The sequence below is a fragment of the Exiguobacterium sp. BG5(2022) genome (assembly GCF_031844365.1).
Classification (GTDB): Bacteria; Bacillota; Bacilli; order Exiguobacteriales; family Exiguobacteriaceae; genus Exiguobacterium; species Exiguobacterium profundum.
Window position 1 is genome coordinate 189,430 of record NZ_JAUZVB010000001.1, and the last position, 20,677, is coordinate 210,106.

General features: G+C 50.6%; 18 protein-coding genes, 1 tRNA gene and 1 other annotated feature. All 19 genes read left to right on the forward strand.

Going from position 1 to position 20,677, the window contains the following annotated elements; translation table 11 throughout:
• Window positions 1–66 precede the first annotated feature (66 nt).
• The 19 genes from Q9R25_RS00995 (at window position 67) to Q9R25_RS01085 (ending at window position 20,647) form a co-directional block, all read left to right on the forward strand.
• Window positions 67–330: a phosphocarrier protein HPr gene (locus Q9R25_RS00995; protein WP_015881106.1), complete on the forward strand. Its 264-nt coding sequence runs from the start codon at window positions 67–69 to the stop codon at window positions 328–330.
• A 112-nt stretch (window positions 331–442) separates the two neighbouring features.
• Complete coding sequence (racE, locus tag Q9R25_RS01000; protein ID WP_074037958.1) at window positions 443–1,246, forward strand: glutamate racemase; 804 nt, start codon at window positions 443–445, stop codon at window positions 1,244–1,246.
• Complete coding sequence (gene rph, locus Q9R25_RS01005) at window positions 1,239–1,988, forward strand: ribonuclease PH (RefSeq protein ID WP_214691152.1); 750 nt, start codon at window positions 1,239–1,241, stop codon at window positions 1,986–1,988. Before racE ends, rph begins: the two co-directional genes overlap by 8 nt.
• On the forward strand, window positions 1,985–2,575 hold the full coding sequence (locus tag Q9R25_RS01010; RefSeq protein WP_074037535.1) for an XTP/dITP diphosphatase: 591 nt from the start codon (window positions 1,985–1,987) through the stop codon (window positions 2,573–2,575). Before rph ends, Q9R25_RS01010 begins: the two co-directional genes overlap by 4 nt.
• Before the next feature lie 5 nt (window positions 2,576–2,580).
• Window positions 2,581–3,093 carry a metallophosphoesterase family protein gene (locus tag Q9R25_RS01015; protein WP_015881110.1) on the forward strand — a complete coding sequence of 171 codons (513 nt, stop codon included), beginning with the start codon at window positions 2,581–2,583 and terminating at the stop codon, window positions 3,091–3,093.
• A gap of 60 nt (window positions 3,094–3,153) precedes the next feature.
• A tRNA-Arg gene (locus Q9R25_RS01020) sits at window positions 3,154–3,227 on the forward strand.
• Window positions 3,228–3,351: 124 nt separating this feature from the next.
• Window positions 3,352–4,263, forward strand: a complete 912-nt coding sequence (locus Q9R25_RS01025) for a hypothetical protein (protein WP_214691151.1) — start codon at window positions 3,352–3,354, stop codon at window positions 4,261–4,263.
• A gap of 89 nt (window positions 4,264–4,352) precedes the next feature.
• Window positions 4,353–5,645 (forward strand): trigger factor, encoded by a 1,293-nt coding sequence (tig, locus tag Q9R25_RS01030; RefSeq protein WP_015881112.1) that lies wholly within the window; start codon window positions 4,353–4,355, stop codon window positions 5,643–5,645.
• 211 nt (window positions 5,646–5,856) lie between these two features.
• Window positions 5,857–7,125 (forward strand): ATP-dependent protease ATP-binding subunit ClpX, encoded by a 1,269-nt coding sequence (clpX, locus tag Q9R25_RS01035; protein WP_015881113.1) that lies wholly within the window; start codon window positions 5,857–5,859, stop codon window positions 7,123–7,125.
• A 72-nt stretch (window positions 7,126–7,197) separates the two neighbouring features.
• Window positions 7,198–9,498: an endopeptidase La gene (lon, locus tag Q9R25_RS01040; RefSeq protein ID WP_311282704.1), complete on the forward strand. Its 2,301-nt coding sequence runs from the start codon at window positions 7,198–7,200 to the stop codon at window positions 9,496–9,498.
• Window positions 9,499–10,092: a ribosome biogenesis GTP-binding protein YihA/YsxC gene (yihA, locus tag Q9R25_RS01045; protein ID WP_015881115.1), complete on the forward strand. Its 594-nt coding sequence runs from the start codon at window positions 9,499–9,501 to the stop codon at window positions 10,090–10,092.
• 110 nt (window positions 10,093–10,202) lie between these two features.
• A complete protein-coding gene (locus Q9R25_RS01050) occupies window positions 10,203–11,372 on the forward strand; it encodes an AI-2E family transporter (RefSeq protein WP_311282705.1) in 1,170 nt (389 codons plus the stop codon).
• 184 nt (window positions 11,373–11,556) lie between these two features.
• Window positions 11,557–12,903: a glutamyl-tRNA reductase gene (gene hemA, locus Q9R25_RS01055; protein ID WP_074037529.1), complete on the forward strand. Its 1,347-nt coding sequence runs from the start codon at window positions 11,557–11,559 to the stop codon at window positions 12,901–12,903.
• 52 nt (window positions 12,904–12,955) lie between these two features.
• A complete protein-coding gene (hemC, locus tag Q9R25_RS01060; RefSeq protein ID WP_311282706.1) occupies window positions 12,956–13,873 on the forward strand; it encodes a hydroxymethylbilane synthase in 918 nt (305 codons plus the stop codon).
• A gap of 25 nt (window positions 13,874–13,898) precedes the next feature.
• Entirely contained in the window at window positions 13,899–14,531 is a 633-nt protein-coding gene (locus Q9R25_RS01065; protein WP_214734012.1) for a uroporphyrinogen-III synthase, read from the forward strand.
• Window positions 14,528–15,508 (forward strand): porphobilinogen synthase, encoded by a 981-nt coding sequence (gene hemB / locus Q9R25_RS01070; protein ID WP_214691149.1) that lies wholly within the window; start codon window positions 14,528–14,530, stop codon window positions 15,506–15,508. Before Q9R25_RS01065 ends, hemB begins: the two co-directional genes overlap by 4 nt.
• Window positions 15,505–16,809 carry a glutamate-1-semialdehyde 2,1-aminomutase gene (gene hemL, locus Q9R25_RS01075; RefSeq protein WP_031421390.1) on the forward strand — a complete coding sequence of 435 codons (1,305 nt, stop codon included), beginning with the start codon at window positions 15,505–15,507 and terminating at the stop codon, window positions 16,807–16,809. Before hemB ends, hemL begins: the two co-directional genes overlap by 4 nt.
• Before the next feature lie 47 nt (window positions 16,810–16,856).
• Window positions 16,857–17,078: a binding site (T-box leader), on the forward strand.
• 58 nt (window positions 17,079–17,136) lie between these two features.
• Window positions 17,137–19,788 carry a valine--tRNA ligase gene (locus Q9R25_RS01080; RefSeq protein WP_214691148.1) on the forward strand — a complete coding sequence of 884 codons (2,652 nt, stop codon included), beginning with the start codon at window positions 17,137–17,139 and terminating at the stop codon, window positions 19,786–19,788.
• Window positions 19,789–19,882: 94 nt separating this feature from the next.
• Entirely contained in the window at window positions 19,883–20,647 is a 765-nt protein-coding gene (locus Q9R25_RS01085) for a hypothetical protein (RefSeq protein ID WP_074037520.1), read from the forward strand.
• The last annotated feature ends 30 nt before the right edge of the window (window positions 20,648–20,677 follow it).

The window sequence follows — 20,677 nt, forward strand, 5'->3', positions numbered from 1 at the left end:
TCACAAACAAAAAATATTCTGCTGGTTCGCCTGTAGAATTGAATTTTGAAGGGAGACCATCATCTCATGGAAAAAACGTTCACAGTCGTTGCTGATTCAGGAATTCACGCTCGTCCAGCTACTCAGTTAGTTAACACAGCTTCTAAGTTCCAATCAGACATCAACCTCGAGTACAATGGTAAAACAGTTAACTTGAAGTCGATCATGGGTGTACTTTCACTCGGTATCGCAAAAGATTCTACAATCAAGATCACTGCTGAAGGTGAAGATGCAGAAGAAGCGATCAACACGCTTTCTGACATGCTCACTAGCGAAGGTCTTGCTCAGTAATTCGGGTAAGGGACGAGGCGCCAATGGCGACCTCGTCTTTTTTTGTCATGGGAACGTTTCTTTTTCCGTCCGAGATTTTTTGGTAAGATAGGTGAGAATGGAAGTGATGCAAATGAAACGAGCGATTGGAGTCCTCGATTCAGGAGTCGGTGGGTTGACGGTAGTCAAAGAATTGATGCGCCAACTCCCTAAAGAAGAAATCGTCTATATCGGAGATACAGAACGCTGTCCGTACGGGCCGCGTCCGCACGATGAGATTGAAGCATATACATGGGAATTGATTGAATTTTTATTGAAGAAAGACGTCAAGATGATTGTCATCGCCTGTAATACGGCGACAGCGGTCGTATTGAAGGAGGCACGCAAACGTCTCGACATCCCGGTCATCGGTGTCATCGACCCGGGTGCCCGCGCGGCTGTCAAAGGAACGCGCAACAAGCATATTGGTGTCATTGGTACGAAGATGACGATTGAAAGCGGTTCATATGAGAAGGCGTTACGTCACGTAGCAGGTGAGGTCGATGTGTATTCACTCGCGTGCCCACCGTTCGTCCCGCTCGTAGAGGCTGGAGAAGTGTCTGGAGAGCGCGTGCGACAAGTGGTGGAGGAGACGCTTCGTCCACTTCAACCATCCGAGATGGATACGTTGATTCTCGGTTGTACGCATTACCCACTACTTGCTCCGGTCATTCAAGATGTGGTCGGACCGGACGTCCACCTCATCTCATCAGGTGACGAGACGGCACTTGAAGTGGCAGCGATGCTCGATTATCAGGAACTTGAAAACGGGTTGGATGCAGTCCCGGCACATTCCTTCTATGCGACGGGTGACATCGAACTATTTGACCGACTCGCGAGCGAATGGCTCGGACGTCCGGTTCATGCGGAGAAAGTCGAGGTGACCGGCATTGCGTGATGCGAGACGATTTGATGAACTGCGCGCAGTCGAGATTGTGCCGCACGTGAACAAACATGCGGAAGGGTCCGTTTTAATTTCAATCGGCGATACGAAAGTCATCTGTACCGCAACTGTGGAAGAGCGCGTACCAAATTTCCTTCGTGGAAAGAAACAAGGTTGGATCAATGCAGAATATGCGATGCTACCACGGGCGACGGGAGACCGTACTGTCCGAGAAGCGGTACGCGGAAAACAGTCGGGACGAACGATGGAAATTCAGCGTCTGATTGGTCGGTCGCTCCGCTCGGTCGTGGACTTAGAACGTCTCGGCGAACGAACGATTTGGATCGACTGTGACGTCATTCAAGCGGATGGCGGGACTCGGACGGCTTCCATCACAGGTGGCTTTTGCGCGCTCGTGTTGGCCGTCGACCGCTTGATTCGCCAAGGGAAACTTGAAGATACACCGATTAAAGAAGGTGTGGCCGCAATTTCGGTCGGGCGAACGGACGAGCTTGTCTTAGACTTGGATTACCTAGAAGACGCTGCGGCAGAGGTCGATATGAATGTCGTCATGACGGCAAGCGGTCGATTCGTCGAAGTACAAGGTACAGGGGAAGAGGCGACGTTCACGCTACAAGAGATGAACGAGATGCTCGCGCTCGCGCAACACGGCATCGAATCATTATTCAAGACGGCGGAAGCGGCACTCGGTGCTTCTTGGTGGTACGTCGGAGAACGTTCGGAGGAGACATTATGAAGTTGATCATTGCGACACACAATCCTGGAAAAGTGAAAGAACTCGAAGGAATGCTGACGCCGCTCGGGTTCGAGGTCGAATCACTACTCGACTATCCGGATGCACCAGAGACGGAAGAGACCGGCACGACGTTTGAAGAGAACGCGGCGTTAAAAGCGACCGAGGCGGCAGCTTATTTTGGACATGCCGTTCTGGCGGACGACTCCGGTCTTGAAGTCGACGCACTTGACGGGGCACCGGGAGTATATTCAGCCCGCTTTGCAGGTCCAGAAAAGTCAGACGAGGCAAACAATGCGCTTCTTCTTGAAAAATTGAACGGAGAAACGAATCGTACGGCGCGTTTCGTCTGTGCGCTCTGTCTTGCGAAACCGAGCGGAGAGACGTTGACCGTTCGTGGAACGATCGAAGGGACAATCGGTTATTCCCCACAAGGCGAAAATGGCTTCGGATACGATCCACTCTTTATCGTCCCATCGCTTCATAAGACAGCGGCAGAGTTGGAGCGTGACGAGAAGGCGGTCGTCAGCCACCGTGGACAGGCACTACGAAAACTGGAGGCAGAAATCATACCATTCATGAAAGGATGAAGCTTATGCGTTTTCTAATAGTGAGTGATAGTCATGGTTTGACCGAAGAGTTGACGACGATTTTTGAAAGGCACGAGGCGGAAATTGATGACGCCTTCCATTGCGGGGATTCACAACTCGCTCTTGTGGATGAACATTTGTTACCTTATCGAACGGTTCGGGGGAATTGTGATTTCGGTGGAGACCTTCCCCTTGAACGCATCGAGACGACGGATGCCGGTACGATTTTAATCGTTCACGGGCACCATCATGACGTCAAATTCGATTTGAACCGTCTACGGTATCGAGCGGAAGAAGTGGGAGCGAATGTCGTCTTGTTCGGTCACTCGCATGTGGCGGGTGCGCTGATCGAGGACGGGGTTGTCTACATCAACCCAGGTTCGATTCGCATGCCGCGAGGACGAACGGACAAAACGTATGCGTTACTCGATCTCGAAGCGGGGGAAGCAACAGTGCGATTCTATCGCTCAGAAGACGGTTCTCACGTCGAAGACTTGGACATCTCAGGAAAACTATGAGTTTCGAACGGGAAATCGATTGACAGGAAACCATTTTTCTATTATAGTTTTCATGTCAATGTCCCAATAGCTCAGCAGGATAGAGCAACGGCCTTCTAAGCCGTCGGTCGGGGGTTCGAATCCCTCTTGGGACGCTTCCATTAAAATAGAGACGCTCTCTACGGAGAACGTCTCTTTTTTCATTTTCCGGGAAATCGATTGACAAGGAATCGCGTCCTAACGGAAGATGAAGGGGAATGGAAGAGAGGGTGAGGGAAGATGGAGAAGGAAAAGGATCAGGACTATCCGTTCCCTGGGAATTGGGCGCGTCTGCATAAGATGATTCAGGAGGCAGATGCTTCTGGGGAACGACAGCGGATCGAACCGATTTTATGGGATTGGTATCAGACGATTCCAGGGGACCCGTTTATTTTCATGGAAATCTTCCAATGTGCAATGGAACGACCGGACGATCCGGAGACACTCGAGAAGCTGCAGGAACTCGTCAGCATCCATATGTCCGAGGCGGAAGAACCGGCCTCAGGAGGGTTACAGATTGCGCAGTATTACATCATGCGTGACCAACCGTTTGAAGCGGCGCACTGGATCAACCAGTATCTCGAATGGCAGGACAAGAAGGATACGGTCAACACACAGGCACATCAGGTACTTCAAGTGTTGAAGATGACCGAGTTTCCGGCGGCAATTGCCAAGTTGAAACGAACGCTGACGCGAGGGAGTACGGGGGAACAGATTGAAGCATTACAACATGTTCACTTTCAAATCGACCCGGTGCTCGACAATGTGCTACATGAACTGCTCGTGTCGGAGCGTCCGAAGCTCATCAAACTGATCGTGTTGGAAAAAGCGTTCGCCGAACTAGATGTCATCGAATGGACGGATGGGGACGTTTCGAACAAGATGACACGAACGGAAGCGAAAGCGCAGATTGAAACGTGGGAGCAGACCGTCTTTTCTCTTCAAAAATCAGTTGAAGGCGATGAGATTGGGACCCAGCTGTTGATGAATTACATGTATACGCATTATCCGGATGTGCCAGCCGAAAAAGCGGATGTGGAACAGGCGCTCGTACAGGCGAAACAAGCGATTTTACATGACGAACCGGTCGACGGTTTAGCCGCGGAGATTTTAGAGGCGGATCTTCGCTTTACACAGGCGTTATTAGACTAAATCCTTGTGTGCTTACCGAGGATTTATGCTATAATACGGATTGTTGTACATTTTTGTACGGTATAAACGAATTGTTGGAGGGACTTAGCATGACAGCAAAATGGGAAAAAACATCAGGTAGCCAAGGCGTACTCACGTACGAAGCTCCTGCAGAAGCTTTTGATAAAGCAGTTGACGCCGCATTTAAAACAGTCGTCAAAGACTTGAACGTGCCTGGCTTCCGTAAAGGTAAATTGCCACGCCCAATGTTCAACAAAATGTATGGAGAAGAAGCACTCTATCAAGATGCGCTCGACATTCTCTACCGCGACACAATCCAAGGTGCGGTTGAAGAAGCTGGTTTCGAACCAATCGCGCTCGAAAACATCGATGTAGACGGCACGCTCGAGAAAGGCAAACCAGTCGCTTTCAAAGTGACATTCGTGGTTGAGCCAGAAGCTGAGCTTGGCGAATACAAAGGCCTCGAGTACGAAGCTGTTTCAACTGAAGTAACAGAAGACGAAGTAACAGCAGAACTTGAAGCACTTCAACAGCAAGGCGCAGAACTAGCTGTTAAAGAAGGTGCAATCGAAAACGGCGATACAGCTGTATTTGATTTCGCAGGTTTCGCTGACGGTGAGCAGTTCGAAGGCGGCACAGCTGAGAACTACACACTCGAAATCGGTTCTGGTCAATTCATCCCAGGATTCGAAGAGCAAATGATCGGCATGACTGCTGGTGAAGAAAAAGACGTTGAAGTAACATTCCCTGAAGAGTACCACGCTGAAAACTTAGCGGGTAAACCAGCGACATTCAAAGTCAAACTTCACGAAGTCAAAACAAAACAAGTTCCTGAACTCGACGACGAGTTTGCAAAAGACATCGACGAGTCTGTTTCGACACTCGACGAGTTGAAAGCAAGCATCCGTGAGCGTTTAGAAGCTGGTAAGAAACAAGAAGCTGAAGGTACAATGCGCGACCAACTCGTAGAGCAGGCAACTGCTAACGCGACAATCGACGTACCGGAAGTTCTCGTTGAACAAGAAGTTGACCGCATGGTACAAGAGTTCGGTTCACGTGTATCTTCACAAGGAATCGACCTTAACATGTACTTCGAGCTCACTGGTACTTCTGAAGAAGCAATGCGCGAAGAGATGAAAGAGCAAGCTGAAGAGCGCGTAAAAGCTCGTCTCGTCTTGAAAGCAATCGCTGACAAAGAAGCAATCGAAGTATCTGACGAAGATGCTGAGAAAGAGCTTGAAGAAATGTCTAAACTTTACAACATCGCCCCGGACCAACTCCGTACGATGCTCGCTCCGCAAGGTGGACTTGAGACACTTAAAGGTGACCTCAAATTCCGTAAAGCGATCGACATCCTCGTTGAAAACGGTAAAGCGAAGTAAGCTGATATTCGAAAGGACGACTGCCTAGCGGTCGTCCTTTTTTCTGTCACAGCACATTGCATGTGTAATTCTTTGAAGTCGCAATATGTTCATGCTACAATTATTTCAACGCAGAGATGTAAAATGTCTTTTCGCGGTGCATCGCACCAGAAAATTCAAATCGCGATTTATCGCACTTACATCCATTTTCACCACAGAAGGGGTGTATCGAATGTTCAAATTTAACGAGGAAAAGGGGCAACTCAAGTGCTCGTTTTGCGGAAAATCGCAAGAACAAGTTCGTAAGTTAGTCGCCGGTCCTGGCGTATACATTTGCGATGAATGTATCGAACTTTGCAATGAAATTGTTGAGGAAGAGCTCGGTGTAGAGGAAGAAGTTGAATTCAAAGACATTCCAAAACCACAAGAGATTCGTAACATCCTAGACGATTATGTCATTGGTCAAGACCGCGCCAAACGTGCGCTTTCAGTTGCTGTCTATAACCACTATAAACGTATCAACGCCGGTGGCCGTTCGGATGATGTCGAACTTGCGAAGTCGAACATCGTCATGATTGGACCAACGGGTAGCGGAAAAACGCTTCTCGCTCAGACGATGGCTCGCGTCTTGAACGTCCCATTCGCAATCGCGGATGCGACGAGCTTGACGGAAGCAGGTTACGTCGGGGAAGACGTTGAGAATATTTTGCTCAAATTGATTCAATCGGCTGACTATGATGTCGAGAAGGCTGAAAAAGGGATCATCTACATCGATGAAATCGATAAGATTGCCCGTAAGTCTGAAAACCCATCGATTACGCGTGACGTATCCGGTGAAGGCGTTCAGCAGGCGCTCCTTAAAATTCTTGAAGGCACGACAGCAAGCGTACCGCCACAAGGTGGACGTAAGCATCCGCATCAAGAATTTATCCAAATCGACACAACAAACATTCTCTTCATTGTCGGTGGCGCATTTGCCGGCATCGAATCGGTCGTCAAACGCCGAATCGGGAAGAAAGTCATCGGTTTCGGAAACGACCAAGAGAATCGCGAGTTGACGCAAGAGGACTTGCTCGCCCGCGCACTCCCTGAAGACCTTCAAAAATTCGGCTTGATTCCTGAGTTCATCGGACGTTTGCCAGTCATGGCGACGCTCACGACACTCGATGAAGAAGCGCTCGTTGAAATCTTGACGAAGCCGAAAAATGCTCTCGTCCGTCAGTACGAGAAAATGCTCGAGCTTGACGATGTCGAATTGACGTTCACAGACGAAGCATTGATCGAAATCGCCAAACTTGCGATCAAACGTAAGACTGGCGCGCGCGGTCTCCGCTCGATTATCGAAGAAATGATGCTCGATGTGATGTTCACTGTCCCATCGCGTGACGATATCGAGAAAGTCATCATCACGGATGAAACGATTACGGGTCTTGCCGGTCCGAAATACGTCCTTCGTGACGGTACTGTCGAACAGACAGGGGACAACAAAGAGACAGCATAATTCTTTAACGAAGAAGGCTCAAACACTCGGCACATCCGAGTTTTGGGCCTTTTTGCACAGGAGGCGTTGTATATGGAAAAATTACCAATCCTTCCTTTGCGAGGAGTCGTCGTATATCCGCTCATCGGTGTGACCATCGATGTCGGACGCCCGTTATCCCTTCGGGCGCTCCTTGCCGCAAAGGAGCATGAAACAGATTTGATTGTCGTGACACAGAAAGAAACTGGGAACGAGTCTCCAGAACCGGAAGACTTGTACACGATTGGAACACGTGTCCACATCGCGAAGATGAGCGAATTGTCGAACGAGACGATTCGGGTTCGGATTGTCGGGAAAGAGCGCGTCCGTGTCGACTCGGTCGAATCGACGGATGAAGGTTGGTTCGCCAACATCGAACCGGTCGAACTCGTAGAAGGGGAAGAGGTCGAACGAACAGCACTCGTCCGTCTGTTGAAAGAACAGTTCGGAAAACTCGTCGCAAACATTAAGGGTATGTCGCCAGATGAGCGTCGCCGTTTCGAGATGTATGAGCGGCTTGAATCACTCACGGACTATATCACGTCAAAACTCGATGTCGACGTCGAGCTTCGCCAAGCGATGCTCGAAGAGGCAGATGCCGTCAAGCGAGGACTTGAACTGCTTGAAATCATCGCACATGAAGTCGAAGTGATTGAGCTCGAGCAAGAGATGCGCGAGCGGACGAAGAAGTCAATTGAGCAGTCACAGCGCGAGTACTACTTACGAGAACAAATGAAGACGATCCAACAAGAACTCGGTGACCAGACGCAAGAGTCAGAACCGAACCGCCTTCGTGAGAAGCTAGAGGCGCTCGACTTGCCAGAGACGACGCGGAAGAACGTCATGCGTGAAGCGGAACGATTGAACGTCGTGCCGCAGACGTCTCCGGAGTATGCGGTCATCCGTAACTACCTCGACTGGGTCACCTCTCTTCCGTGGGGCATTGAGACGGAAGATAAGCTTGACGTGAAACATGCGGCAGATGTCCTTGATGATGATCATTACGGCTTAGAATCGGTAAAAGACCGTATCCTCGAGTATTTGGCCGTCCGCCAGTTGACGAACTCGCTTCGTGGACCAATCCTCTGTCTCGCCGGACCTCCAGGGGTCGGGAAGACGTCACTCGCCCGTTCGATCGCCTCGGCACTTGAACGTCACTTCGTTCGTGTCTCACTCGGTGGCGTGCGCGATGAGGCGGAAATCCGTGGGCACCGTCGTACGTATATCGGTGCGATGCCAGGACGGATCATCCGTGGGCTGAAGCAAGCGGAAAGCAAAAATCCGGTCTTCTTGCTCGATGAGATCGACAAGATGGCTTCTGACTTCAGAGGGGACCCGGCGTCCGCGATGCTAGAAGTGCTCGACCCGGAACAAAACGTCTCCTTCTCTGACCACTACATCGAAGAACCGTTCGATTTGTCGAACGTTCTCTTTATCGCAACTGCGAACGATGTCTCACAAATCCCAGCACCGCTTCTTGACCGGATGGAATTGATTCAAATCGGTGGGTACACGGAGCTTGAGAAAGTAGAGATCGCGAAGCGTCACTTGGTGCCGAAACAGTTGACAGAGCACGGATTGAAGAAGAGTCAGTTGACGATTAAAGAAGATGCGCTCTATGAAGTCGTACGTCGTTACACACGTGAAGCCGGCGTCCGGAACTTAGAACGCGTCATCGGATCACTCTGCCGAAAAGCCGCGAAACAAATCGCCATCGGGGAGAAGAAACGGGTCACGATTTCGAAAAAGGCGATCATCACGTATCTCGGGAAGCCGAAGTATCGCTACGGAAAAGGGGAGACCGAGGACTCCATCGGTGCGGTGACAGGCCTTGCCTACACGGCGTTTGGTGGCGACACGCTCACAATCGAAGTGGCGCTCGCTCCAGGGAAAGGCAAACTTCAGTTGACGGGGAAACTCGGTGATGTGATGCAGGAGTCGGCACAAACAGCATATAGCTATGTCCGTGCAAACGCAGAGCGGTTCGGGATTGACCCGACGTTCTATGAGCGACAAGACATTCACATTCACGTGCCAGAGGGTGCCGTGCCAAAAGACGGACCGTCGGCAGGAATCACGATTGCGACGGCCTTGATTTCCGCATTGACCGGGAAGAAAGTCCATCGTGATGTCGGAATGACAGGTGAGATCACACTCCGTGGACGTGTCTTGCCGATCGGCGGATTGAAAGAAAAAGCGCTCGCTGCTCATCGAGCCGGGTTGACGACCATCGTCATTCCGAAAGATAATGAGCGAGACATCGATGATATTCAAGAGACGGTTCGTGAGAAATTGACGTTCGTTCCCGTGACGACACTCGATGAAGTACTAGATGTAGCATTTGGAGGAAATTAAATGAAGATCAACAAAGCAGAGTTTGTGACGAGTGCCGTCGCGCCAGACCATTACCCGGTCCATGAATTGCCGGAAGTGGCACTTGCCGGGCGGTCGAACGTCGGGAAATCGTCGTTCATCAATAAGATTTGCCAACGGAAGGCGCTCGCACGGACGTCTTCGAAACCAGGGAAGACACAGACCCTTAACTTCTTCAACATAAATGATGAGATCATGTTCGTTGACGTTCCGGGATACGGATATGCGAAAGTATCGAAGACGGAACGTGAGAAGTGGGGCGTCATGATGGAACAGTATTTGACGAGTCAAGAGGCGCTTCGTGGCGTCGTCTTACTCGTCGATATCCGTCATGATCCGACGGGCGACGATGTGACGATGTACAACTTCTTGAAACATTATGAGATTCCGGTCATCGTTGTGGCGACGAAACTCGATAAAATCAAGAAGAGTCAGCGTCAAAAACATGAGGCGGCGGTGAAACGCAAGCTTCAATTCGATCCATCTGACCGTTTTGTCGCCTTCTCAGCCGAGACGGCAGAAGGAAAAGACGAGGCGTGGAAAGCGATTTACGCACTCATCACAGAAGGCGAATAAGGAGAAGGCGAAGGGATTCCTTCGCCTTTTTGTTTTTGTCAGCCCGCAAGCGGGTAATTATCGTATAATCATAGTTAGTACATAGTCATCATTGTAAACGGGGTGGAGAAATGCAACGCATGTTTGAAAACAAATGGTATCGTGCCCTCTTTTGGACGCTGACCATCTTTTTAGTCATTTGGGTCGGGACACAGATCTCATTCGTGTTTGAACCGATTCAAGTTATTTTGGCACTCGTCACGGTTCCGCTTATTGTGGCCGGACTCTTCTTTTATTTCCTGGTCGGGATTGTCGATTTCTTAGAGAAACGCTTAAAAGGGAAGAGAACACTAGCTGTAGCCATCACACTGATCGGACTCGTGCTTATTTTTACACTTGTCTTCAGTATTCTCGGACCGGTTTTAGGCGAACAAATCACGTCGCTCGTCAACGCTATGCCGAGTATCGCAAAAGAACTTCAGAAACAGGCGTTCGCTGTCCGTGACACGTTGCTACAAAATGAGTTCTTTGCACGCTTCATGGCAGAAAATGACGAGATGTTCCGTAACTTGACGACGAACATCACGTCGTACTTAGGAGACTTATTCGGAAACATTGCCTCATCATTCGGTCAAGTCGTCGGATTCGTGACGTCAGCGGTTATCACGATCGTTGTTATCCCGTTCATGCTTCTTTACATGTTACTCGACGGGAAACGTTTACCAGACGCTATCGTCAAACTCTTACCCTCGAGCTATGAGAAAGAGACGCGTCACATCTTGCATGACATGCACGAGACGGTGCGGAGCTACGTCAATGCACAGTTGCTCGTCGCATTCTTCGTTGGAATCACGTCACTGATCGGTCTATGGATCGTCGGTGTAGATTATGCCATCTTGCTCGCACTCTTCATGATGGTAACAAATATCATCCCTTACGTTGGACCGTTCCTAGGGGCTGCACCGGCAGTGGTCGTGGCATTCATTCAAGATCCGATCAAGGTATTATGGGTCATCGTTGTCATCATCGTCGTGCAACAAATTGAGTCGAACGTCATCTCGCCACTCATTCAAGGGAAGTCGTTAAAAGTACACCCACTCACGATCATCATCGTCTTGCTCGTGGCAGGAAATTTGGCCGGTATCATCGGAATGCTCATCGCTGTACCGTTTTATGCGGTCGCCAAAACGGTTGTCCAGAATATCGTTCGCATCTATAAATTACGAGAACGTGAGCATTATTTAGACAAAGAGGAGCCCGAGAGTCCGATTATTACGGACCCGAACTCGCCAAATCTATAAGAAAAAAGGGTAGGAATGGAGTTTCGCCATTTCTACTTCTTTTTGTCACAAAAAGTTCTTATTTTATTTCAGGAAAATCAAACAGAAGATTATAGTTACCAGATAAGAACTGTTATAATGTACGGTAGAGATTGAAAAAAGAAGAGACAACCGTCGGTGGATTTTAGATGAGGGGAAGAGATACATGCATATTGTCGTCGTTGGACTAAATAACAAGACAGCCCCTGTCGCGATTCGGGAGCAGTTCTCGTTTGGGGAGCAAGAAATCGTGGATGCGATGATTGCACTTCGCGAAGAGAAGAGCATTTTCGAGTCGGTTATTTTGTCTACGTGTAACCGGACGGAGCTGTACGTCGTGACAGATCAACTCCATACTGGACGTTATTACACGAAACGTTTCTTGGCGAACTGGTTCAACTTAGAGATGGAGCAGTTCACACCATACTTGTCGATTCGAGAAGGGGAAGAGGCGATTCGCCACTTGTTCCGTGTCACGTCGGGCCTCGACTCGATGATCATCGGAGAAACACAAATTTTAGGTCAAGTGAAGACGAGTTTCTTCCGTGCCCAGGAGCATGGAACGACAGGAACGGTCTTCAACAAATTATTCAAAGAAGCGGTTACACTCGCCAAGCGCGCCCATACGGACACGCAAATTGGGGAAATGTCTGTATCGGTCAGTTCGGCTGCCGTGACGCTCGCACAAGAGATGTATCAACAGCTTGAAGACAAACAAGTCGTCGTCGTCGGAGCCGGTGAGACGGGTGAATTGACGACACTCAACTTATTTGAAGCTGGTGCGAAACAAATCGCTGTCTTCAACCGGACGGAGAGCAAAGCAAAAGCTGTAGCGGATAAGTTCAAAGGCCGTGCCCATTCGATTCGTGAGATCGCATGTGGATTACTTGATGCAGATATTTTGATTAGTTCGACCGGGGCGAAGGATGCCGTCATTGGATACGACGATGTAGCGGCTGCACAGTTGCTGCGCCGCGAACGTCCGCTTCTTCTCATTGACATCGCTGTGCCGCGAGATATCGATCCAGCGGTCGCGACACTTCCGGGTGTGCATTTGTTCGATGTCGATGATTTGAATGGAATCGTAAACAAAAATCTTGAAGCGCGTCTCGTCGAGGCTGAAAAGATTGAAATGAAAATCGATGAAGCGATTCAAGAGTTCCAAACATGGCTCATCACGCTTGGTGTCGTGCCAATCATGAACGAGTTGCGTGCTCGTGCCCTTGATATTCAAGAAGATACGATGACGAGTCTTGAGCGTAAGCTCGACCATTTGTCAGCACGCGACAAGAAAGTCATCGGGAAGCACATGAAGTCGATCATCAATCAAATGCTTCGTGACCCGATTGACTACATTAAAGATGCAGCGGCTCAACCGGACGCGAACGTTCGAATCGCTCAATTCATCGAGACGTTTGGACTTGATGTCGAGTTGCCGGAACAACCTGTAGACGAAGTGGAAGAAACAGATGCCACTTCTGCCAAAGCACCACTTCGCGCATTGATGCGCTAACAAGACAAAAAGGCGACGCGTGTCGCCTTTTTCTATGAAGGAGAGATTGAACATGCGGAAAATCATTGTCGGCTCACGCCGTTCCCAACTCGCCATGACTCAAACAAAATGGGTCATCGAGCAGTTGAAGCAAGCTGGAGCAAAGAACGAGTTCGAGATTAAAGAAATCGTGACGAAAGGTGACCAAATCGTCGACGTGCAATTGTCGAAAGTCGGTGGGAAAGGGTTGTTCGTCAAAGAGATTCAACAACAGATGCTCGATGGGGACATCGATTTCGCCGTACACAGCATGAAAGACGTTCCGGCCGAACTACCAGAAGAACTCTATATTAGCTGCATGCCGAAACGTGTCGATGCGCGTGACGTCCTCATCTGTGAGAACGGCTACACGTTCGAGACGCTTCCAAAAGGTTCGATTGTCGGAACGAGCTCACTCCGTCGTGGTGCTCAAATCTTGGCAGCCCGTCCTGACCTTGAGATTCAATGGATTCGTGGAAACATCGACACGCGTCTGAAGAAGTTAGACTCCGAGAACTACAATGCCATCTTGCTCGCGAAAGCAGGACTCGAGCGGATGGGGTGGACAGATCGTGTCAACTTCGAAGCGCTTGACCCGGACGTCATGGTACCTGCTGTCGGACAAGGCGTACTCGCCATCGAGAGCCGCAAGGACGACGCAGAAGTGACGGCAGTGCTTCAATTGTTGCATGATGAAGTGACAGCGAAAGCGGCTACAGCGGAGCGTACTTTCTTAAAAGCGATTGAAGGAAGTTGTCACGTACCGGTCGGCGGTTATGCGACGGTCGACGGTGACGACGTGACACTGACAGGTCTCATCGCGTCAGTGGACGGGAAAGAAGTGCTTCGCGTGACGAAAACGTCAACGGACGGAATCGCACTCGGAATGGACGTAGCAGAAGAATTGCTCGGTCGTGGCGGGCGTGAAATCCTCGCCTCGGTCAATGAGTGACGTTTGGTACACGGGAACGAAACGAATGACCGCTTCGCAACGGGCACGGCTCGAGGCGAGCGGTCTTTCCGTTCATCATGTCCCGCTCATTCAGACGAGAGAGACGCATACACCGCCACCCGTGGAACGATTCGATTGGCTCGTCGTCACGAGTCAAAACGCGGTGCAAGCCCTTCGGAATCTGACGCGTGACGTCAAAGTCGCCGCTGTCGGAGAGAAGACGAAGCGGGCGCTTGAAGCGGAGGGCTTTACCGTCTCGCTCATGCCGGAGACGTATACGGGTGAGGCGCTTTTTGAGCAGTTATCTGACGTTGTTTCGACCGATGATGTCGTCTTGTTTGCACGTGGCAATTTGGCGAACACGTCACATATGTCGATGCTGCCTTGCGTGTATGACTGGGTCGTCTATGAGACGATTCCAATCCGATTGACCTCGGACCAACAACAACAACTCGAGACGGTGAAGGCGTTACTCGTCTTGAGTCCGTCGGCCGTCGATGCGCTCACACCACACTTGTCCCACTTCAACGGGACGTGGTACGCCATTGGCGAAGTGACCGAACGCGCCGTCCGACAAGTGTCGACATTACCGGTACGAGTGCCAGAATGTTATACTATGGATGCATTAATACAGTGTGTAGGGGAGGATTTTTCATGAACCAGTTTGACCGTCACCGTCGTCTTCGCTCATCGAAGTCGATGCGTGCCCTCGTACGTGAAAATCATGTTCGAAAAGAAGATTTGATTTACCCGCTCTTCATCATTGAAGGGACTAACATTAAACGTGAAGTCAGCTCGATGCCTGGCGTCTTCAATTATTCACTTGACCGACTCGAAGAAGAGATTAAAGAAATCGTCGACCTCGGTCTTCAATCTGTGCTTTTGTTCGGTGTGCCGGAACATAAAGACCCGGAAGGCAGCGAAGCGTATCATGACCACGGCATCGTCCAGGAAGCGATTCGTAAAGTGAAGGAGTGGGCGCCACAGCTCACGGTCATCGCCGATACGTGCCTTTGTGAGTACACGTCGACAGGTCATTGTGGTCTCGTGAGAGATGGGGACGTCGATAACGACGCATCACTTCCACTTCACGTCCAGACAGCCATTACGCAAGCACAAGCGGGTGCCGATGTCATCGCACCGAGCTCGATGATGGATGGATTCGTCGCAGCTATCCGTGAAGGTCTCGACCAAAACGGATTCAGTCACATTCCAATCATGAGCTACGGCGTCAAATATGCGTCTGCGTATTACGGACCGTTCCGTGACGCAGCCCAATCGGCTCCTGGTGAAGGCGACCGTAAAGGGTATCAGATGGACCCGGCGAACCGTCGTGAGGCGTTCCGTGAGTCACAATCGGACGTCGAACAAGGTGCCGACTTCATGATCGTCAAACCGGCTCTCGCGTTCATGGACATTATCCGTGACATGCGCGACTCACTCGATATGCCAATCGTGGCGTATAACGTGAGCGGTGAGTATGCGATGATCAAAGCCGCGTCACTCAACGACTGGGTCGATGAAGAACGCATCGTCATGGAGACGATGGTCGGATTCAAACGTGCCGGTGCCGATCTCATCGTCACGTATTTCGCAAAAGACGTCTGTCGCTACTTGGAAGGAGACTACGCATGACATACAACCAAACGCGCTCACAGGAAGCGTTCGAACAAGCTCGTCCACTCATGCCAGGCGGTGTCAACAGCCCGGTCCGTGCCTATAAATCGGTCGGGATGACGCCAATTTTCGCCGAACGTGGTGAAGGCTCACGCGTCTATGACATCGATGGCAACGAATATATCGATTACGTCCTCTCATGGGGACCACTCATCCTCGGTCACCGTGATCCGGTCGTCACGAAAGCGATCCAAGAACAAGCTGAAAAAGGCTGGACGTTCGGGACGCCGACCGAGCTTGAAACGAAGATGGCAGAACTCGTCATCGACCGTGTCCCATCGATCGAGATGGTCCGCATGGTCAACTCGGGAACGGAAGCGACGATGGCGGCACTTCGCCTCGCACGCGGCTATACCGGAAAGACAAAGATTTTGAAATTCGAAGGATGTTACCACGGACACGGTGACTCGCTTCTCATCAAAGCCGGGTCTGGCGTCGCGACGCTCGGTCTTCCAGACTCACCAGGTGTACCGAAAGAGCTCGCGAGCCATACGCTCACGGTTCCTTACAATGACTTGGACGCAGTCCGCGTCGCCTTTGAAAAATACGGTGATGATCTCGCTGGCGTCATCGTCGAACCAGCAGCAGGAAACATGGGTTTCGTGCCACCACAACCAGGGTTCCTCGAAGGACTTCGTGAGATCACGGAACAAAACGGCGCGCTCCTCATCTTTGATGAGGTCATGACGGGCTTCCGTGTCGGGTACAACTGTGCACAAGGGTACTTCGGTGTCACACCGGACCTCACATGTCTCGGAAAAGTCATCGGCGGCGGACTTCCGGTCGGTGCATACGGTGGGAAACGCGAGATCATGGAACAGATTGCACCACAAGGTCCAATCTATCAAGCAGGTACGCTCTCGGGTAACCCTCTCGCGATGATTGCCGGTTACACGACACTCTCGCAACTCAAACCTGAGCACTACGCCGAGTTCGAGCGTAAAGCAGACCGTCTCGCGGAAGGCTTCACGCAGGCTGGTGAGAAATACAACATCCCACACGACACGAACCGTGCTGGCTCGATGTTCGGTTTCTTCTTCACGAACGAGAAAGTGACGAACTTCGAGAAAGCGAAGTCGGCAAACCTCGAGATGTTCCGTTCGTACTATCAGAAGATGGCGGCGCGCGGCGTCTTCTTGCCACCGTCACAGTTCGAAGGATTGTTCCTATCGACGGCTCATACGGACGAGGATATCGAGAAGACGATCGCAGCGGTCGAGGCGACGTTCAAGGAGCTTCAAGAAGAGTTTTCACTCTAATCTTGACTGCTGACGTTTCTGTCGCTACAATTATTTAACAGATACGATGAAAAGCATTGATGAGGAGTAGTACGCATCCTCCATTCCTTTTAGAGACGCGACCGCTTGGTGAAAGGTTGCGAGGGATGGACGCGGAAGTCGCCTCGGAGCTGACTTTCTGAATGGAGTAGGAAAGTTCGGTCCATCGACCGTTATTCGATTTTGAGTGCGCCACTTTTTGGCGAACTAAGGTGGTACCGCGGAAGATCACGGCTTCTTTCGTCCTTAGCGTATAGGACGAGAGAAGCCGTTTTTGTGTTCACCAATAACATAGAGGAGGCGCTACACATGGCCCATGAGACAAATGAAATCACCATGCCGACGAAGTACGACCCAAGTGCGACGGAGTCAAAATGGTACGACTACTGGTTAGAGAACGATGTATTTAAAGCAGACGAGGACGATTCGAAACAACCGTACACGATTGTCATCCCACCACCGAACGTTACCGGGAAACTTCACCTCGGTCACGCCTGGGATACGACGCTCCAAGATTTATTGACACGCCTCAAGCGTATGCAAGGCTATGACGTGCTCTGGCTCCCAGGGATGGACCACGCCGGGATTGCGACACAAGCGAAAGTCGAGCAAAAGCTCCGTGAAGAAGGCGTCATGCGTTACGACCTCGGACGTGAAAAGTTCCTCGAGAAGACGTGGGAATGGAAAGACGAGTACGCGAAGACGATTCGCGACCAATGGTCAAAACTTGGTCTCGGTCTCGACTACTCGCGTGAGCGCTTCACACTCGACGAAGGGCTCTCAAAAGCCGTTCAAGAAGTATTCGTCCGTCTTTATGAAAAAGGCTTGATTTACCGTGGCGAATACATCGTCAACTGGGACCCGGCTCAAAAGACGGCCGTTTCAGATATCGAGGTCATTTACCAAGAAGTCGAGGGTGCATTCTATCACATGAAATACCCACTCGCTGACGGTTCGGGTCACATCGAGATCGCGACGACACGTCCCGAGACGATGCTCGGTGATACGGCGGTTGCCGTCAACCCGAAAGATGAGCGTTACACACACCTCATCGGCAAGACGATCATGCTTCCAGTCATGAACCGTGAAATCCCGATCGTTGCCGACGACTATGTCGACATGGAGTTCGGTACAGGTTGCGTGAAGATCACGCCAGCACACGACCCGAACGACTTTGAAATCGGAAACCGCCACGAGCTTCCACGCATCCTCGTCATGGATGAAGGCGGGAAGATGAACGAGAATGCTGGTAAGTACGAAGGGCTCGACCGCTTCGAATGCCGCAAGCAACTCGTCAAAGACCTTGAGGCGGACGGCACACTCGTGAAGATTGAGCCGCACACGCACTCGGTCGGTCATTCGGAACGTTCTGGCGCGGTCATCGAACCATATCTTTCGAAACAATGGTTTGTTGATATGGAGCCACTCTCGAAAGCAGCACTTGAAGCACAAGGGAACGACGATACGAAAGTCAACTTCGTCCCAGAGCGCTTCGAAGGCACATACCTCCGTTGGATGGAGAACATCCGCGACTGGTGTATCAGCCGCCAACTTTGGTGGGGCCACCGCATCCCGGCTTGGTACCATAACGAGACAGGTGAAGTATATGTAGGGAAAGAGGCGCCAGCGGACAGTGAGAACTGGACACAAGACGAAGACGTTCTTGACACATGGTTCTCGTCAGCACTCTGGCCGTTCTCAACGATGGGCTGGCCGGATACGGACGCACCGGACTTCAACCGTTACTTCCCGACGAGCGCGCTCGTCACGGGATACGACATCATCTTCTTCTGGGTATCGCGTATGATCTTCCAATCACTCGAGTTCACAGGGAAGCAACCGTTCAACGATGTCCTCATCCACGGTCTCATCCGTGACTCGGAAGGACGCAAGATGTCGAAATCTCTCGGTAACGGCGTTGACCCGATGGAAGTTATCGACCAATACGGAGCGGATTCACTCCGTTGGTTCCTCCTCACAGGTTCGACACCAGGGAACGACCTTCGTTTCTATTGGGAGAAGATCGAGTCGACATGGAACTTTGCGAACAAGATTTGGAACGCAAGTCGTTTCGCGCTCATGAACATGGATGGGCTCAAAGTCGAAGACATCGACCTCACGGGCGAGAAGACGCTTGCCGATAAGTGGATCTTGACACGCTTGAACGACACGATTGACCAAGTGACACGCCTCGTCGACAAGTACGAGTTCGGTGAAGCTGGTCGTTACTTGTACAACTTCATCTGGGAAGAGTTCTGTAACTGGTACATCGAGATGGCGAAACTCACGCTCTATGGTGAGGATGAAGCGGCGAAGCACACGACACGTTCGGTCCTCGCGCATACGCTCGATTCGATCATGCGTCTCATGCACCCGTTCATGCCGTTCCTCACAGAAGAAATTTGGCAACACTTGCCGCACGAAGGCGATTCAATCGTTCGTGCAAGCTACCCGACGCGTCGTGACGATCTTCATTTCGCAGACTCGGTTCCAGCGTTTGAAGCTGTGATGAACGTCATCCGCTCGGTTCGTAACATCCGTGCCGAAGTGAACGCACCGATGTCGAAACCGATCCAGCTCTTCATCTCGACGAGTGATGATGCGACACAAGGTTACTTGAGCGCGAACGAAATGACGATCGGCAAGTTCACGAATGCGACAGAGCTTGAGATCGGACGTGGTCTCACGGCTCCGGACAAGTCGATGTCCGCGATCATGACGGGAGCGGAGCTCTTCATCCCGCTCGCAGACCTCATCAACTTCGAAGAAGAAATCGCTCGTCTTGAAAAAGAAGTGGCGAAGTATGAGAAAGAAGTCGAGCGCGTGCAGAAGAAACTCGGAAACCAAGGCTTCATCGCCAAGGCGCCGGCTCACGTCATCGACGAAGAGAAAGCAAAAGAAAAAGACTACCTCGACAAGCGTGACGCGGTCCGCGCCCGTTTGGAAGAGTTGCGTAAGTAAGACTCACACCTTCTTTGGAGATTGATTCTCTGAAGAAGGTTTTTTTGTGTTTTGGTAGAATTTGGAGAGATGGGCGTAGAAAAGGGGATATGAGATGAAGCGAATCGGGGTAATATGTGTTCTTGTGTTGGGACTAGCGGGGTGTATGACACCAAAAGAGACGAAATCTATCGAAACAGTGGATGTGATGGATGTGGAAGAGATCGAGAAGGAGAGAGTGATTGATGAATCCCAATTTCCAGACGTAGAAGTGACGGGGACGACGATTGTTGAAGTGCCAGCAGGAACGAAACAGATTTCAGATGCCGTTGTGGCACAAACGACCCTTCAATATGAAGATGGGTCGACGAGACATTTATCGAAAGATCACATTTTAACGGAGACGATGGTCGGAGGAATTGGTTTAGTTGCGATGACCGTCCCTGACCGTGAGAACCCGTTTGGCGTATTCATTTACGATGTGAGAAATGAGTGGGCGCAGCGTGGAATGCAACGTTTCGGGATTCCAGAAACATCATCAGCGTTCGTTCACGGATTAGATCTTCCTAATAAAGAGATGGAGGCCATCAGTACGGATTATTCAGGTAGCGATTGGTCGGTGAAGCTTTGGACGTTATATGACGAGACACGCCTCATCAGTATCATTGTGACGGATTCTTTCACTGAAGTAGAAGGGGAGATGTCGGAACAGCCAGAACCGTATGTTTTGGAACAATCATATGGGAACGGTTTATACTATTTATCACAAGGAAGACTGATTATCGTGACAGGAAATATCTCAGAAGAAGAGTTATTGGTACTCACTGACTCGCTACCGGAACCTTCGTCCGTATCGTTTCCGTTTCATGATCCGGAGTAAAGATGAACACGCACACTTATAGAACCGATG

Bases quoted from the DNA above. Each gene is read 5' to 3' on its own strand.
- Q9R25_RS00995 (WP_015881106.1), top strand. From the start codon at position 67: ATGGAAAAAACGTTCACAGTCGTTGCTGATTCAGGAATTCACGCTCGT.
- racE (WP_074037958.1), top strand. From the start codon at position 443: ATGAAACGAGCGATTGGAGTCCTCGATTCAGGAGTCGGTGGGTTGACG.
- Q9R25_RS01010 (WP_074037535.1), top strand. From the start codon at position 1,985: ATGAAGTTGATCATTGCGACACACAATCCTGGAAAAGTGAAAGAACTC.
- Q9R25_RS01015 (WP_015881110.1), top strand. From the start codon at position 2,581: ATGCGTTTTCTAATAGTGAGTGATAGTCATGGTTTGACCGAAGAGTTG.
- Q9R25_RS01025 (WP_214691151.1), top strand. From the start codon at position 3,352: ATGGAGAAGGAAAAGGATCAGGACTATCCGTTCCCTGGGAATTGGGCG.
- tig (WP_015881112.1), top strand. From the start codon at position 4,353: ATGACAGCAAAATGGGAAAAAACATCAGGTAGCCAAGGCGTACTCACG.
- clpX (WP_015881113.1), top strand. From the start codon at position 5,857: ATGTTCAAATTTAACGAGGAAAAGGGGCAACTCAAGTGCTCGTTTTGC.
- lon (WP_311282704.1), top strand. From the start codon at position 7,198: ATGGAAAAATTACCAATCCTTCCTTTGCGAGGAGTCGTCGTATATCCG.
- yihA (WP_015881115.1), top strand. From the start codon at position 9,499: ATGAAGATCAACAAAGCAGAGTTTGTGACGAGTGCCGTCGCGCCAGAC.
- Q9R25_RS01050 (WP_311282705.1), top strand. From the start codon at position 10,203: ATGCAACGCATGTTTGAAAACAAATGGTATCGTGCCCTCTTTTGGACG.
- hemA (WP_074037529.1), top strand. From the start codon at position 11,557: ATGCATATTGTCGTCGTTGGACTAAATAACAAGACAGCCCCTGTCGCG.
- hemC (WP_311282706.1), top strand. From the start codon at position 12,956: ATGCGGAAAATCATTGTCGGCTCACGCCGTTCCCAACTCGCCATGACT.
- Q9R25_RS01065 (WP_214734012.1), top strand. From the start codon at position 13,899: ATGACCGCTTCGCAACGGGCACGGCTCGAGGCGAGCGGTCTTTCCGTT.
- hemB (WP_214691149.1), top strand. From the start codon at position 14,528: ATGAACCAGTTTGACCGTCACCGTCGTCTTCGCTCATCGAAGTCGATG.
- hemL (WP_031421390.1), top strand. From the start codon at position 15,505: ATGACATACAACCAAACGCGCTCACAGGAAGCGTTCGAACAAGCTCGT.
- Q9R25_RS01080 (WP_214691148.1), top strand. From the start codon at position 17,137: ATGGCCCATGAGACAAATGAAATCACCATGCCGACGAAGTACGACCCA.
- Q9R25_RS01085 (WP_074037520.1), top strand. From the start codon at position 19,883: ATGAAGCGAATCGGGGTAATATGTGTTCTTGTGTTGGGACTAGCGGGG.